At 59.5% G+C, this 15,508-nt stretch carries 15 protein-coding genes; 12 read left to right on the forward strand and 3 right to left on the reverse strand.

The genetic code is table 11. From position 1 onward, the window contains the following. Positions 1–56: 56 nt before the first annotated feature. Positions 57–1,226, reverse strand: a complete 1,170-nt coding sequence (locus AC07OV_RS00300) for a CynX/NimT family MFS transporter (protein ID WP_176997392.1) — start codon at positions 1,224–1,226, stop codon at positions 57–59. After that, entirely contained in the window at positions 1,213–1,674 is a 462-nt protein-coding gene (locus AC07OV_RS00305; RefSeq protein ID WP_176997391.1) for a nucleoside deaminase, read from the reverse strand. The genes AC07OV_RS00300 and AC07OV_RS00305 overlap by 14 nt, the downstream gene beginning before the upstream one ends. Positions 1,675–1,780: 106 nt before the next feature. Between AC07OV_RS00305 and AC07OV_RS00310 the strand changes: the two genes are divergently transcribed. The 12 genes from AC07OV_RS00310 (at position 1,781) to AC07OV_RS00365 (ending at position 14,113) form a co-directional block, all read left to right on the forward strand. Then, positions 1,781–2,632, forward strand: a complete 852-nt coding sequence (locus tag AC07OV_RS00310; protein WP_494996068.1) for a LysR family transcriptional regulator — start codon at positions 1,781–1,783, stop codon at positions 2,630–2,632. A gap of 240 nt (positions 2,633–2,872) precedes the next feature. After that, positions 2,873–3,694 (forward strand): energy transducer TonB, encoded by an 822-nt coding sequence (locus AC07OV_RS00315; RefSeq protein WP_495091218.1) that lies wholly within the window; start codon positions 2,873–2,875, stop codon positions 3,692–3,694. Positions 3,695–3,745: 51 nt separating this feature from the next. Next, on the forward strand, positions 3,746–4,468 hold the full coding sequence (locus AC07OV_RS00320) for a MotA/TolQ/ExbB proton channel family protein (protein WP_135291170.1): 723 nt from the start codon (positions 3,746–3,748) through the stop codon (positions 4,466–4,468). Between the two features lies 1 nt (position 4,469). Next, positions 4,470–4,871 (forward strand): ExbD/TolR family protein, encoded by a 402-nt coding sequence (locus AC07OV_RS00325; RefSeq protein WP_060755558.1) that lies wholly within the window; start codon positions 4,470–4,472, stop codon positions 4,869–4,871. Positions 4,872–5,075: 204 nt separating this feature from the next. Further along, positions 5,076–7,937 (forward strand): glycosyltransferase family 32 protein, encoded by a 2,862-nt coding sequence (locus AC07OV_RS00330; RefSeq protein WP_495091219.1) that lies wholly within the window; start codon positions 5,076–5,078, stop codon positions 7,935–7,937. Positions 7,938–8,132: 195 nt separating this feature from the next. Then, positions 8,133–8,714 (forward strand): alpha/beta hydrolase, encoded by a 582-nt coding sequence (locus AC07OV_RS00335; RefSeq protein ID WP_178924357.1) that lies wholly within the window; start codon positions 8,133–8,135, stop codon positions 8,712–8,714. A gap of 50 nt (positions 8,715–8,764) precedes the next feature. Further along, positions 8,765–9,676: a sigma 54-interacting transcriptional regulator gene (locus AC07OV_RS00340; RefSeq protein ID WP_494996071.1), complete on the forward strand. Its 912-nt coding sequence runs from the start codon at positions 8,765–8,767 to the stop codon at positions 9,674–9,676. 235 nt (positions 9,677–9,911) lie between these two features. Continuing rightward, positions 9,912–10,694, forward strand: coding sequence for a MetQ/NlpA family ABC transporter substrate-binding protein (locus tag AC07OV_RS00345; RefSeq protein WP_016970653.1), 783 nt, complete (start codon positions 9,912–9,914; stop codon positions 10,692–10,694). 489 nt (positions 10,695–11,183) lie between these two features. Beyond that, positions 11,184–11,849 (forward strand): amino acid ABC transporter permease, encoded by a 666-nt coding sequence (locus AC07OV_RS00350; protein WP_176997385.1) that lies wholly within the window; start codon positions 11,184–11,186, stop codon positions 11,847–11,849. Next, entirely contained in the window at positions 11,830–12,489 is a 660-nt protein-coding gene (locus tag AC07OV_RS00355) for an amino acid ABC transporter permease (protein WP_495091220.1), read from the forward strand. The genes AC07OV_RS00350 and AC07OV_RS00355 overlap by 20 nt, the downstream gene beginning before the upstream one ends. Then, entirely contained in the window at positions 12,486–13,262 is a 777-nt protein-coding gene (locus AC07OV_RS00360) for an amino acid ABC transporter ATP-binding protein (RefSeq protein WP_176997383.1), read from the forward strand. Before AC07OV_RS00355 ends, AC07OV_RS00360 begins: the two co-directional genes overlap by 4 nt. Next, positions 13,259–14,113, forward strand: a complete 855-nt coding sequence (locus AC07OV_RS00365; protein ID WP_495091221.1) for a transporter substrate-binding domain-containing protein — start codon at positions 13,259–13,261, stop codon at positions 14,111–14,113. Before AC07OV_RS00360 ends, AC07OV_RS00365 begins: the two co-directional genes overlap by 4 nt. A 134-nt stretch (positions 14,114–14,247) precedes the next feature. Here AC07OV_RS00365 and AC07OV_RS00370 read toward each other — a convergent pair whose 3' ends face one another. After that, positions 14,248–15,408 (reverse strand): AAA family ATPase, encoded by a 1,161-nt coding sequence (locus AC07OV_RS00370; protein ID WP_494996072.1) that lies wholly within the window; start codon positions 15,406–15,408, stop codon positions 14,248–14,250. Positions 15,409–15,508 lie beyond the last annotated feature (100 nt).

Consider the following 15,508-nt stretch of genomic DNA (forward strand, 5'->3'; position numbering starts at 1 on the left):
GCTTGCTTATTCCGTCAATGAAGCACGTTTGTTTTATCTAGATCTTAAATGCATATCTATAGAGCAGGCACCGTGCGGTAGGTGGCCGGGCTGAAGACCCGCGTCACCACCAGCATCGCCACCACGGTTACCGTGAGTACTACCCAGGCGCTGACAAAGGTGCCAGTCAGCTCACGCAGCCAGCCGGTCAACCAGGGCGAAATTGCATTGATCAAGAAGCCCACGCCCTGCACGAAGGCCGCCAGTTGCCCGGCTTGGCGCGGGTCGCGGTGGTGGTCGAGGGTCAGCAGCAGGCTCAGGGCGAAACACGCGCCCAGGCCAAAGCCGATCAGCGCGACCCACAGGTGGGGAAACTGCTGCGGCGCCATCAGCAAGCCGAGGTAACCCACGGTCTGCGCCAGCAGGCTGACGCCGAGCAAGGGCCGACGGTCGATCCCGCGTTGGGCCAGCACCGGCATCAGCAAGGCTGCGATCACCTGGAAAATGGTCATGAATGCCAGCAGCGAACCGCTCGGCAACACGCCCCAGCCCAGTTGCTGGTAGTACGCCGGCAGCCACGCCACCATGCTCATGTAGCCGCAGTTCACCAGGCCGAAATACAGCGCCAGCAACCAGGCACGGCGGTTGCGCAGGCCTTTGAAGGCGGGAATCACCAGCGCGCTTCTGGGCGCTCCCAGCGGCACAAATGCCCACAGCAACAAGGCGGCCAGCGCCGGCAACAGCCAGATCCCGAGCCCCGCCTGCCACTGCTGGAAGTGCGTGGCCACCACCGGGCTGAGCAACGCGGCCAGCCCGCCACCGGCCATTAGCGAGGCCGAATACACGCCCATTGCCACCGGTACGCGGTGATGGAATTCGCGCTTGATCATCGCCGGCACCAACGCCTGGATCAGCGCCACCCCGGCACCACCGAGCAAGGCCGTGACCAGCAGTGCCGAGGCCTGGCCCATCAGCCAGCGCGCCAGGCACGCCAGCAGAATCATCATCAAGCCCAGGGCGATGCCGCGTCGCTCGCCCAGCCGTGCTTCCACCCGTACGCCGATCAAGGCCACCAGGCCCATGCACACCACGGGCAAGCTGGTGAGCAGGGCACTGCTCTGGAAGCTCAGGCCAGTGGCCTGGCGGATCTCGCCCAGCAGCGGGCTGATGGAGCTGAGGATCGGCCGCAGGTTCAGGCCCAGCACCACCAGCAGCCCCCAGCCGGCGAGGGATTTATTGAGGGTCATGCAGGGTTTTCCATTGCTGGTACAGGGTGGTCATGGCCGCGTCGGGCAGGTGCTGGATCGGCAAGCGTTGTTCGCCCAGGGGCAAGCCGACCTGTTGCCCAATCGCCGCCGTCGACAAGCCGAAGGGCTCGGCCATCGCGTTGCTGGCCGCAAACACCACCCGTTCCACGCCGCACAGGTACATGGCGCTCAGGCACATCGGGCAGGGCTGGCCGCTGGCGTAGATCACGCAGCCTTCCAGGCGCGCACCGAGTTGGCGGCTGGCTGCACGGATCGCCAGCAGCTCGGCGTGGGCGGTGGGGTCCCGGGTCAGGTGGATCTCGTTCACCGCTTCCACCAGCACCGCGCCGTTGTGCGTCAGGACCGCGCCAAACGGCCGGCCGCCTTGACTCACATTGGCCCGGGCCAGGGCGATGGCGCGTTGCAGGTGCGGATGGTCGTCGCTCATGGCGCTACCTCGGGGAGGAATGGAGGGTGAAGTATGGGCAGCGGCCTTGGTATTCTGAAATTAAATATAACCATGCCAACCAGTGGCAAAGAGAATGGTGACGCTCATGTTCGACCCCGTGTTGCTGCGCAGCTTTGTCGCCGTGGTGGACTGCGGCAATTTCACCCGCGCCGCCGAGCGCCTGCATGTGACCCAGTCCACCGTCAGCCAGCAGATCCGTCGCCTGGAGGACGCCGTGGCGTGCCAACTGCTCGACCGCGACCAGCGCCGGGTAGTCGCCACTGCCGAAGGTGAGCGCTTGCTGGCCTACGCGCGGCGCATCCTCGCGCTGCATGAAGAGGCCGCCGACGTCTTGATCAACCAGCAAAGCGACGGCGTGTTGCGCCTGGGCGTGCCGGAAGACTTTGCGGCTGAACGCCTGATGCCGTTGCTGTCGGCGTTTGTGGTGGCGTACCCCCGTGTTCGCCTGGAAGTCACCAGCGGCCTCGGCCCGGAACTGCAGCGTCAATACCGCAGCGGTGAGTTTGATGTGCTGCTGGTCAAACAGATGGGTGACAGCGATGACTGCCTGGCTTCCTGGCCGGAGCCTTTGTGTTGGGTCGACAGCCGCAGCACGCCATCCCTGGGGCGTGACCCGCTGCCCTTGGTGGCGTTTCCGGTGGGTGGCCTGTACCGCAACGAAATGCTGCAGCACTTGGAAGTCGGCGGCTGGCGTTGGCGTATTGGCTATTCCAGCGCCAGCCTGGCCAGCGTGTGCTCGGCCGTGGCGGCGGGGTTGGGCATCAGCCTGTTGCCCAAACGCGTCGTGCAGACAGGGCACGTGGTGCTGGGACCAGGCAGTGGTCTGCCCGCCGTGCAGGGCGTGCGACTGGCCCTGTATGCCCGCAGTGGTTTAGGCCCGGCGGGGCAGACCTTGCAGCGCCAATTGCTCGATTTGTGCGCAAACAGCCCTGCCTGAGCCATGCCTTTGCCGAATATTTTTTATGCCTCAAAAGCATCGAAAAACGCGGCCTGCGCGCCAGGCCGCGCAGCACAAGGCTTTGGCGTTTCGGGATGTTTCATTTATTCATTTTAGATCTATGTATAACTTTAAAGATTACTTTAAGAGATAAGCGTCTGGCCCCGATGATTCAGCCCTCGACGGCCTCCCATGCAGGCCTGTCGGTTTTTTTGTTTCAAAACCGTAGGGAGTGAATCAATGGGCAATGTCCAGACCGCCGCCAGTGCACAAGAGGCGCAGTGGCGCCAGGCACCAGGTGGTGAGTTGGTTGACCTTGGCCGGCCGCACCGTGCGCCGTTGGGGCAACAGCGTTTGCAGCAAGCCCCGAAACGCTTTTCGAGCCGCCGCGAAGGCCTGTTGCTGGGCTTGCTGGTGCTGGCCTTGCACGGCGCGGTGATCTATTGGGTGAGCCAGAAGCCGACCCCGGTGTTGCCGATTGTGCCGCCGGAAATTCCGCCGATGACCATCGAGTTTTCCCAACCGGCGCCACCTGTGGTCGAGCCGCCACCGCCGGTTCCGCCACCCCCGCCGCCGCCTGTGGTAGAGCCACCGCCACCGGTGGTGGATGAATTGGCCGCCAAGCCGGCGCCACCCAAACCGATTCCAAAACCCAAGCCCAAGCCAGTGCCAAAACCTGAGCCCAAGCCCGCGCCTAAACCGGTTGAGCAGCCACCTGCACCACCGACACCCGCGCCACCGGCTCCCCCTGCGCCGGCCGCACCGCCGTCACCGGCACCCGTGACACCGGCTTCGGCCAACGCCGCGTACTTGAAGAACCCGGCGCCCGAATACCCCTCGCTGGCCCAGCGCCGGGGCTGGGAAGGCACGGTGTTGCTCAGGGTGCATGTGTTGGCCAGCGGCAAGCCGGGTGAGATCCAGGTCCAGAAGAGCAGCGGTCGCCAGCAACTCGACGACGCCGCATTGGCCGCCGTGAAGCGCTGGAGTTTCGTGCCGGCCAAGCAGGGCGACGTGGCACAGGACGGCTGGGTCAGCGTACCGATCGATTTCAAGATTCACTAACTATTCGGCTGCGGTGTGTTGGACACGCCGCGACCTGCACAGAGGGAAAACATCATGGCATTAGCATCTCCACTTGAATCCATCGAAAGCGCGGTGATCTGGCTGCTGGTGGTCTTTTCGGTTGCCACCTGGGGCCTGGCCCTGCTCAAGGGCGTGCAGTTCGGCCGCCTCAAGGCGCAGGATCGCAAGTTCCATAAACAGTTCTGGGCGGCGTCGAGTCTCGACTCTGCCGCCGAACTGGCCGAAACCCAGCCCGGTGCGGCGGCCCGTGTCGCCCAGGCCGGTTATGCCGCGATCCAGGTGGGCGATGCGCCACACGCCGCCGATTTGAGCCAGGCCATCAACCACCAGGACCGCCTCGAACGCGCCCTGCGCCAGCAGATCGTGCGTGAACGCCGCTCCCTGGAAACCGGCCTGGCCGTGGTCGCCAGTATCGGCAGCACCTCGCCGTTCATCGGCCTGTTCGGCACCGTGTGGGGCATCATGGAAGCGTTGAAAGGGATCAGCGCCGCCGGTTCCGCCAGCCTCGAAACCGTGGCCGGCCCGATTGGTGCCGCACTGGTGGCAACGGGTGTGGGTATCGCCGTCGCGGTGCCTGCGGTGCTGGTTTACAACTACTTCCTGCGCCGCCTCAAGTTGACCGCCGCCGACCTGGATGACTTTGCCCACGACTTCTACAGCCTGGCGCAGAAGAACTCCTTCCGTGTGCTGCTGCACCCAACCCTGAACAAAGCGGCGGCCGGCAACCCGCAAAAAGTGAAGGAGGCGTCCTGAGATGGCCTTCTCCACGCAAGACAGCGATGAGGTACTGAGCGAGATCAACGTGACGCCCCTGGTGGACGTGATGCTGGTGCTGCTGGTGGTGTTTATCGTCACCGCGCCGCTGTTGACCAACGCGATTCCGATCAACCTGCCCAAGACCCAGGCCGTGGCCCCGGTGGAGCAGAAAGACCCGCTGGTGGTGAGCATCGACGGCGCCGGCAAACTGTTTATCAACAAGGACGAAATCCAGCCGGACCTGCTGGAATTCAACCTGCAGGCGGCCAAGGCCAAGGACCCCGATGTGCGGGTGCAACTGCAGGCTGACGATGGAGTGAACTACGGCGAAGTGGCGCGAGCCATGGCGTCGATCGAACGCGCGGGCATTACCAAGCTGTCGGTGATTACCGCGCGTTGATAGCAAAAGCCTCGACACGTTTTTGGCCGTCTCCTTGGCAGGGTGCGGCCTTTTTTTTGGTGTATAGATGTATATAAGTGTCTCGTTGTAAAATAATCCTGTTGTAAAATTTGCTCTTGTTTTCTAATGTTTCCGGGCGTGCAATGTGTGCGTAATTTAATTATTTCTAGTGGGGTACAAACTATTGAGTTGACGGAGAGGTTTATGGCAATTCGTTTCCCTGCTGACGTTGTAAGGTTCGTGACGCATTCATTGCCGAATAGTAAAAATCCTGAAGGCTCTGCTTCAACTCCGCCTGCCTGCGCAATATATTCTGGTGAATCCTCCAACGACTCAGTGAGTGCAAGCGGTGAAAAATCCCCACTCAACAGTAATCCGCTCATCGACCGGTCGGTGTTAGGAAAAAATGATCGTATAGATCGCTACCTCAACGCGCATGCCTCGGACTTCATGACACCCGAAAAAGAGATGGCGAAAATATTATCGAGTGAGTTAAAGCACTGTTGGAAGGTGGAGGTAGATCCGGATAAGACATTCTTGGTCACCTTTAAAGACGGTGAGCGCAATGAAAAGAGTGTGGTAGAAAAAGTCACGTTGACTCAGGCCGCTCTAAATAATAGCCAGGGCGTGCCTATTGAAAATAATAAGAGCTGGTTTCAAAAAGTGGGTCAGTACTTCTCACCTCTGGTGTTTTCTTACAATAAAGTAGAAGAGGCTATTGAGTCATCGCACGCTGAGCAAGGTATTTATCGCCAGCCTGCGTCTTACACTGACTCGCCTTACAGTGCTTCGACACGGCTCGACATACCCGTAGCAGACTTTAAGGCACTTGTTTGGGATACCGATCGGACCCAATTATACAAAAATACACTCACCGCTTTTTGGGGCAAGCAGACCGAGTCCTATGCGGCCTTGAGCAAAATTTCGTTTGTCAAAGCCGTTAAGCTGCAGAGCCTTGAAGGAACACTGGGCGAGGAAGAGACAAAGCTGGCTCTGCGCGTTATCGGGCCGTTTGCGCAAAAACTATGGACTGAACTGAGCGCTCAGGATTTTACTCGGTGTACGTTGCAGGACCCGAACCTTGATGTCGGCCTGCTTAGCGTAAACGGTATGACGTCTACTGATTTGATGAGTGTGACGGACAAGAAAACCCAGCTGACGTTGTTACATATACCCGGTAACTCTTCCCCCCTGCATCGTTTTGATAACCCGGAGCAAATGCGGCTGTGGCTGGCCAAACAGGCGGCTGACCCGGTAAAGCGTGCAGCGCTTATGACGCATTTTTCTCTTGAAGACCAAGCGGACAAGTCTTTTTCCGATGGCATGTATCAATCCCTGCAGGGGTTGGGCGCTTGGTCCGATGCCCAGGGCAAGCAGGGCTTTAGCCTCTCCAAACTCAATGATTGGTCACCTGGGCGATACATCACGGTCGATCCGTTGAGCGGCGATCCGTTTCAGCAAATCATGACCCGTCAAAAGGCTAGGTCCTTTTCGGATGCAGATAGTGCGATCGTCAGTGATCGTGATTATACAAAGACCAAAATAACCGAAGGCATTGAGGGGGCCGCTAAAGTCGCGCTGTTTATGACCCCCCTGGCGCTTGTCATGCCAGAGGTAGCGCTGGCGCTGGACGCGTTCTACCTGGCTGCGGGAGCTACTGAGATGGGAATCGGCATTGATGATGTGGCCAGAGGAAAATCCAAGGGAACGGATCGCATTGTATTTGGCGTATTGAATGCTGTGCCGCCGTTGGTTACCCATGGCGCAGGTTCGCTTGCAAAAGCGTTGAAACCGGAAGGTGAAGTTGCAGAACATACCGGGCAAGCCAGTGAGCAAGTCCGACCCTTCTTTAAGTTGCCTCAACGTATTAATGGTCAGATTGGATACCCAATGAGTCCGGTCTCGCCGCCCGCGCCGTTTCGAGAGTTTAAGATTCCCCTGGATGGTGTCATAAGCGCTAAAGGGACAACGGGCTCCATAGATTTGAATGGGTACTTATCACCCGTTGTTTATGATTTGCAAGCCGAGGCATGGCGTGGCCTGACTTTCCACGGAGAAGTCACTGATGTCTTTCATTGGCGTGAGGGTACGGGGCCATGGTTGTCAGGTACGCGAGAGCAACTGATAGCCAACAGTGCAAAGAGAGTGGCTTCGGTGAGTCATCGGGTCGTAAAGTTACCGGAACTGCCCCTGTTGCCATTGAACCCAACAGAAGTGCCCAAGACGATCCATTATTTTTGGGCAGGTAATGAAATGCCCGAGCACCTCGTAAACAATATTGCTGAAAATGCTCGAAAGAGTCCGGGTTATAAATCAATTGTGCATGTCGATGCCAATGATCAAGCAACTTTCCTCAAGGTAAAAGAAGCGCTGGATCACAAAGTAGGTGGCTTGGAAGTTCAGGGCCTGAACGCCGATGAGGGTTTTCGTGAGTTTAATGCCGGTCAATATGGCGAGATGTACCAATACTTTCGATCAGGTCAAACACAGAACCTTGCCGCCTCGTCGGATGTGATGCGTGTGGCGTTAATGAAGCGTTACGGCGGCATTTATATGGACACGGATGACACGCTTACTGTCCCGGTGGGCGAAATTTCCCTTAAGGCGGCGTCAAATGATGTATTGATGAACGCTCCCGTCACGTACGCGGCGGCGGACTTTTACGGTTTTAATACCAGTAATTTTGCAAGCCACGCGAATAATCCGGTGTTCGACAAGGTGTTGGAAGAAATGCATCGACGCTTTAAGAACAACAAAGAGTGGTTGGATGCTAACCGACCTTTTATCGGAGAACATTCCAGCGCATCCGACTTGGATGTGTACAAGGTTTACGAGAAGAAAGTCTTTGAGGTGACAGGTCCGGTGGCTTTTAATGACGTCATGAAACAAGAAAAATATGGCCTTTTTCCTGTTATTGACGATTTAGCCGATGTGCTCAAAGGAAGGTTGATAGCGCCCGATGCCTATAGCCAGCAGTTGAAACAGGCGCAAGAGTACTACCAGTCAATGTGGGAGAAATTTCGGGCCGACATTGGTGCGGAGCATTCTATGCGCCATTCCCGCTGAGTGAGCACACATAGCCGACCACGTTATCGCCCCCGACGCGAATGTGTCGGGGGGTTGATGAATTGACCCGCAAGGGTGAGTTCGAGCGAAGAATCTACGCTTTGGTTATTAATAAATAGCTTCTTATTCCTTAACGAATATAAACCTCGTCCCTATACTGGTCAGCAACGTTAAACGCTGCAGGAGGGCACACCCATGCACAGCGAGTTGATTCGTTACCTGATCGTGCCGGGCTGGCAAGGATCGCCAGAAGATCATTGGCAAAGCCATTGGCAGAACAGCCTGCCCAACAGTGCGCGCGTGGAGCAGGCCGATTGGCTGACGCCCCGTCGCGAAGACTGGGTGGCGGCGCTGGCCGAGGCCATCGCGGCTGACAGCACGCCGGTGATCCTCATCGCCCATAGCCTGGGTTGCATCACCGTGGCGCATTGGGCCGCTACCGCGCCGGTGCAGTTTCTGCGTCAGGTGCGCGGCGCCTTGCTGGTGGCGCCCGCCGATGTCGAACGCCCGGCCTGTGCCCCCGCCCTGCGCAACTTTGCGCCGATTCCCACCGACCTGTTGCCGTTCCCCAGCCAAGTGGTCAGTTCCGACAACGACAGCGCCGTCAGTGCCCCCCGGGCCCTGGAGCTGGCGCGCAACTGGGGCGCCGAAGCCGGCATCCTCGCAGGCGCGGGCCACATCAATGTGAAATCCGGCCACCAGCGCTGGGAGCAGGGCTTCGCCTACCTCTATCGCCTGCAACACCGCCTTGAGCACCACGCCCGGCGTACTGCCTGAACATTTTTCAACGCCCCGTCCCTTGAGTGGATCTGGGGCGGGAGCCTGCCATGAGTCTGCATGAAACCTACGGCCAGCCCTTGCTGACCTTCCCCGACGCCGAAAAAAGCCCGCTGAGCATCCGCGCCAAGGCCTTGGTGTTTGTCGACCCACGCTCGCGCCAACTGCGCGAAGACCTCGAAAGCCTCGCCCCCCGCGCCTTGCCTGTGTTGATTCGTGGCGAGACCGGCAGTGGTAAAGAACTGCTGGCACGGCATATCCACCGTGGCAGTGATCGCGGCGGTTTGTTTGTGTCGGTCAATTGCGGTGCGATCAGCCCCACTTACGCGGACGCCGAGTTGTTCGGCTATGCCGCCGGCAGTCACAGTGGTGCGGCCAGCAGCCGCGCCGGGTGGTTTGGTTCGGCCAATGGCGGCACCCTATACCTGGATGAGATTGGCGACTTGCCGTTGCCGATCCAGGTCAAATTGCTCGCCGCGCTTGAGAACCACGAAGTCACCCGCGTCGGCGCCCATCAGCCCAGCCCCGTGGACGTGCGCCTGGTGGCCGCCACCAGCATCGACCTGGCCCAGGCCGTGGCGGCGGGCAAGTTTCATGAGCGGTTGTTCCATTACCTGAGCGAGGGCCAGCTGGAACTGCCGGCCTTGCGTGAGCGCATCGGCGACATCCTATCCCTGGCCGAATACTTCCTCGGCATCTACAGCCAGCGCCTGGACCTGCCGGTGCCGCTGATCAGCGAAGCCGCCCAGCGCGTGCTGGAACACCACAGCTGGCCGGGCAATACCCGTGAGCTGGAAAACGTTATTCACTTTGCGTTGCTGGTGAGCAGTGGCGACGAGATTTTGCCCGAGCATTTGAACTTGCCGGCGGCGGGCTCACCTTTGGAGCAGGTGCGGCGGATTGTCGAGGCAGCGAGCCCCGCTGACCTCCAGGCCCTCAAAGCCTACCTCGCCTCCCTGTAGGAGCCGGCTTGCCGGCGATGAGGCCCTCAAGACCGCCATCGCCGGCAAGCCGGCTCCTACAGGTGAATGGTGTGAGAGTGTGTATGAATAAAATGGAATATCAACGTGAATAAAAGATATTGTTCGGGAATAAAAAATCTAGGTATTGTCACTCCCACGCCGCGATAGCATTTCGCTGGCACACCCTATAAAAACGGTCGTCAGAGACGCCCCGGAATTTCGATAAGGACACTGCATGAAAAAGGTTCTGTTGTTTACCGCACTGGCGGCTGCCCTGACTGCAAGCTTCGCCCAGGCCAACGAGAAGCTGGTGGTGGCTGCCACCCCGATCCCGCACGCGGAGATCCTCGAGCTGGTCAAGCCAACCCTGGCAAAAGAAGGCGTGGACCTGGAAATCAAAGTCTTCACCGACTACGTGCAGCCTAACGTGCAAGTGGCCGAGAAGCGTCTGGACGCCAACTACTTCCAGACCCTGCCGTACCTGGAAAACTTCAACAAGGGCAAAGGCACCAACCTGGTGACCGTGGTCGGCGTGCACGTTGAACCGTTCGGTGGCTACTCGAAGAAGATCAAGAACATCTCTGAACTCAAAGACGGCGCCACCGTTGCCATTCCCAACGAAGGTTCCAACAGCGGCCGTGCCCTGTTGCTGCTGCAGAAGGCCGGTGTGATCACCCTGAAAGACCCGAGCAATGCTCTGGCTACGCCAAAAGACATCAAGGACAACCCCAAGCACCTGAAATTCAAGGAGCTGGAATCGGCCCTGCTGCCACGCGTGCTGGACCAGGTTGACCTGGACCTGATCAACACCAACTACGCCCTGGAAGCCGGCCTGAACCCAGCCAAGGACGCGCTGATCATCGAAGACGCCAAGTCGCCGTACGTGAACTTCCTGGTGGCTCGCCCGGACAACAAGGACAGCGACGCTATCCAGAAACTGTCCAAGGCCCTGACCAGCCCGGAAGTCAAAGCCTTCATCGAGAAGAAGTACAACGGCGCAGTCGTGCCGGCGTTCTGATGTAACCCAAAACCCCCTTCAAGGTTTCAACGCCGACGGCTCTCATAGCGTCGGCGTTTTTTATTGGGCATTTGCAATGCAATCAAACCCTGTAGGAGCCGGCTTGCCGGCGATTGCGGTGGGTCAGTTGATACCTCTATAGCTGATAGGCCGCCATCGCCGGCAAGCCGGCTCCTACAAGGGATCATGCGGCGCGGCTGTTGATGGCCCTGCGTAGCGCCACCAACCACTTCACCAGTTCCTGCGGATCAATCGGTTTCGCTTCGTTCATGGTTCATTCCCTCGAAACGGCTTTCCTGCGACCCCAAGACCATAGCTGCCAGCTGTCAAACCCGCGAATCCGGCGGTTATCTTTTTGGGTGATATCAATATGCTATTTAGGTATTTAAATTTTGATTTTTATACCTTTAAAGTTCGCGCTACCCGGCGTTACCCACGTCGGCCTGGATTGCGCTCGCTGCATTACCCCTGCGGCGTCATGGACTGCCAATGACCTTCGATTTCGCTTTTATCCTCAGCACCTTGCCGGCGTTTCTGAAAGCCGTGGGGGTGACGCTGCAAGTGGGCCTGATCGCCATTGCCACCTCGCTGCTGGTGGCGCTGATCAACGCCGCGCTGCTGGTGTTTCGCACGCCCTACGTGTCGCGCCTGGTGGCGCTGTACGTAGAGTTGGCGCGTAACACGCCGCTGCTGATCCAACTGTTTTTCGTCTACTTCGCGCTGCCGGCCCTGGGGTTCAATATTTCCGGGTTCTGGGCGGCGATCATCACCATGACGTTCCTCGGTGGCGCCTACCTCACCGAAGTGCTGCGCGCGGGTGTGGAAGCCGTGCCGCTGGCGCAGATCGAGTCGGGCAAGTCCATTGGCCTGTCGGACTGGCAATTGCTGCGCCACGTGATCCTGCCCCAGGCCGGCATCCTCAGCCTGCCGGCGCTGTTCGCCAATTTCATCTTCCTGCTCAAGGAAACCACCGTGGTGTCTGCCGTGGCGGTGCCAGAGATTCTCTACACCACCAAGAGTTACATCGCCCTCTACTACAAGACTTACGAAATGCTCGCCGTGCTGACGCTGATTTGCGTGTTGCTGTTCTTGCCGTTGTCGCTGCTGCTCAGCCGCCTGGAAAGGAGGCTCCAGCATGGCCAGTTCGGGTCTTGAGTTGCTGTGGGTGTCGTTGCCGCAACTGGGCAAGGGCGCCGCGCAAACCCTGTCGATTTCGTTGCTGAGCATCGCGTTCAGCACCGTCGGCGGCGTGTTGTACGGCGTGCTGCGCACCTTGAACAAACGGCTGATTAACGCCGTGCTGCGGGTGTACCTGGAGCTGTTCCGTGCGATCCCGGTGCTGGTGTGGTTGTACCTGCTGTTTTTCGGCCTGCCGATTTTCTTCGGGTTGAGCATCCCGAGCTTCTGGTGCGCAGTGTTGGTGCTGTCACTGTGGGGCGCCAGTGAAGTGGGCGAGGTGGTACGTGGCGCGTTGCATTCGCTGCCCCGTGGCCAGCGTGAGGCGGGCTTGTCGATTGGCCTGTCCGACCCACAACTCTACGGCTATGTGCTGCTGCCCCAGGCCCTCAAGCGCATGACCCCGCCGACCATCAACGTCTACACGCGCATCATCAAGACCAGCTCCCTGGCGGTGCTGATCGGCGTGGTGGATGTGATCAAGGTTGGCCAGCAAATCATCGAACGCACCTATGAGTCGGTCCTGATCTACGGCGTGCTGTTCCTGTTTTTCTTCTTTATCTGCTACCCGTTGTCGGCCGCCTCCAAGGTGCTGGAACGGCGCTGGGCCCAAGCATGAGCGCATTGATCGAGTTCCAGGGTTTCAACAAATTCTTCGGCGAGGCGCAGGTGCTCAAGGGCATTGACCTGCGCGTGCAGAGCGGTGAAGTGGTGGTGATCCTCGGCCCCAGCGGCTGTGGCAAAAGCACCTTGCTGCGTTGCCTCAACGGCCTGGAAGTGGCCCACAGCGGCAGCCTGCGCTTTGCCGGCAATGAGCTGCTGGATAAAAAAACCGACTGGCGCCAAGTGCGCCAGGACATCGGCATGGTGTTCCAGAGCTACCACCTGTTCCCGCACATGAGCGTGCTCGACAACATCCTGCTCGGCCCGCTGAAAGTGCAGAAGCGCGACCCTCGCGAAGCCCGTGAACAGGCCGAAAAACTGCTGGAGCGCGTGGGCCTGGCCGACAAGCGCGACGCCTTCCCGCGCCAGCTCTCCGGTGGTCAGCAGCAACGCATCGCCATCGTGCGTTCGTTGTGCATGAACCCTCAGGTCATGCTGTTTGACGAGGTCACCGCCGCCCTCGACCCGGAAATGGTCAAGGAAGTGCTGGAGGTGATCCAGGGCCTGGCCCGCGATGGCATGACCTTGCTGATCGTCACCCACGAAATGGCCTTTGCCCGCGCCGTCGCCGACCGCGTGGTCTTCATGGAGGCCGGGCGCATCCTCGAACACAACACCCCCGAGGCATTCTTTACGAACCCGCAGACCGCACGCGCGCAGCAGTTCCTGGAGAAGTTCTCCTTTGTTTCAACACTGCCCAAGAAAACCAAGGAACTGGAGCTGATATGAAAAAGTTACTGCTGCCACTGTTTGCCGTCGCACTGCTGGCCGGCTGCGATAAAAAGGCCGAAGAGCCTGCCAAACCGGCTGCCGCTGCGGCGAGCTACCTCGACAAGATCAAGGCACGCGACAAACTGATCGTCGGCGTCTTCACCGACAAACCGCCGTTCGGTTTTGTGAACGAAGCGGGTCGCTACGTCGGGTTTGATACCGACATCGGCCGCCAATTCGCCAAGGACCTGCTGGGCGATGAGAACAAGGTCGAGTTCGTTGCGGTGGAACCGGCGAGCCGTATTCCGTTCCTGCAGAGCGACAAGGTCGATTTGATCCTCGCCAACATGACCGTGACGCCGGAGCGCAAGGAAGCGGTGGACTTCACCAACCCCAACCTGAAAGTCGCGGTGCAGGCCCTGGTGCCGAACGACAGCGCGGTGAAAAGCCTGGATGACCTGGCCACCCGCACCACCATCGTCACCACTGGCACCACCGCCGATATCTGGCTGACCAAGAACCACCCGGACTGGAAATTACTGAAGTTCGAGAAAAACTCCGAATCGCTGCAAGCGCTGTCGGCCGGTCGTGGCGATGCCTATGCCCAGGACAACCTGGTGCTGTTCAGCTGGGCCAAGCAGAACCCGGGCTACCGCGTGCTGGAACAGAAACTCGGTGATGAAGCGCCAATCGCGCCAGCCGTGAAGAAGGGCAACACCGAACTGCGAGACTGGGTGAATGCCGAGTTGGCCAAGCTGGGTGAAGAGAGGTTTCTGCTCAAGCTGTATGACCAATATGTGCGCAAAGAGCTGAGCGATGACACCAAGCCTGAGAGTGTGATTGTTGAAGGCGGTAAGTGGCAGGGTTGATCAGTCAGTTATTGAGTGGCTGATCTACCGCTATCGCAGGCAAGCCAGCTCCCACAGTTGTTCGCATTCCGCAGGTGGAACACGGTCGAATGTGGGAGCGGGCTTGCCCGCGAAGAGGCCCTTGCAGGCGATGACTATTCCGGCCAATGCCACGCCGGCGCATCCAGAATTCCCTGCCCAACGATCTGGGTCTCCCCCAACACCTTCTCCAACACTATCGAATTGCACCCCTCATCCTGCTGCAGCGCCGCAATCAGGCGACTGGCATGGGACACCACCCACACCTGGCAGTGATTCGAGGCTTGGATGATCAGGCGCGCCAACGCCGGCAGCAGGTCCGGATGCAAGCTGGTTTCCGGCTCGTTCAACACCATCATGGTCGGCGGCCGCGGCGTCAGCAGCGCCGCGATCAGTAGCAAGTAACGCAAGGTCCCGTCCGACAACTCCGCCGCCGACAATGGCCGCAGCAAGCCTTCCTGATAGAACTCAATTGCAAAACGCCCGCCCTGCAACGGCTGGATATTCAAGCGTGCGCCAGGGAATGCATCGCTGACGGCCCGCTGCAGCGCCTCGGGGTCGCCAATCTCGCGGATCGTCTGCAAGGCGGCCGCCAGGTCGCGCCCGTCGTGATGCAACACCGGCGTGCGGGTGCCCAGTTGCGGCTGGCGCACCGGGGCGTCCGCATCGCTGCGAAAGTGATCATAAAAACGCCAGCCACGGATGCTTTCGCGCAGCAGCAACACCTCGGGCGAGCCGCGCAGGCTGCCGACCTGATCGAACAGGCTGTGATAGTTGGGGGTGTGCTGGGCCAGCACATCCCAACTTCGACCGTCGCGCGCGCGCACCATGGGGCCGGAACGCTGCACCAGCAGGCTGGCTGGCCGGTAGAGGTGGCCGGCCCAGATGCATTCCTTCTTCACTTCCGGGTCGAGGGAGAAAAAGGACAAGCTCGGCTCGGGCAAGCCCAGCGAAATGGCGTAGCTGAAATCATCCCCGGCAAACCCCAACCGCAGGCGTTTGACGCCTTGGCGCACGGTGGACTCGATCGGCACCTCGCCGTTGCGCATGCGCCGGCTGATGTTTTCCGGCCCGGCCCAGAAGGTGGAGTCCAGCCCGCCCTCACGGGCCAATGCATTGATCACCCCGCCCTGGGCGGTTTCGGCCAGCAGGCGCAGGGCGCGGTACAGGTTGGACTTGCCGCTGCCATTGGGGCCGGTGACCAGGTTGAGCCGGTCCAGGGGCACCACCAATTTATTGATCGAGCGGTAATTGGCCACCGCGAGGGTTTTCAGCATGGGGATTTAATCGGTTTGGGAACCCCCCGAGTATGGGATCCTCCATGCAGATAAGGAACCCTGATCTAAGCTCACAGTCGCATACACACTGGCACGTCGG

It is taken from the genome of Pseudomonas sp. GW821-FHT09A09 (genome assembly GCF_059418405.1).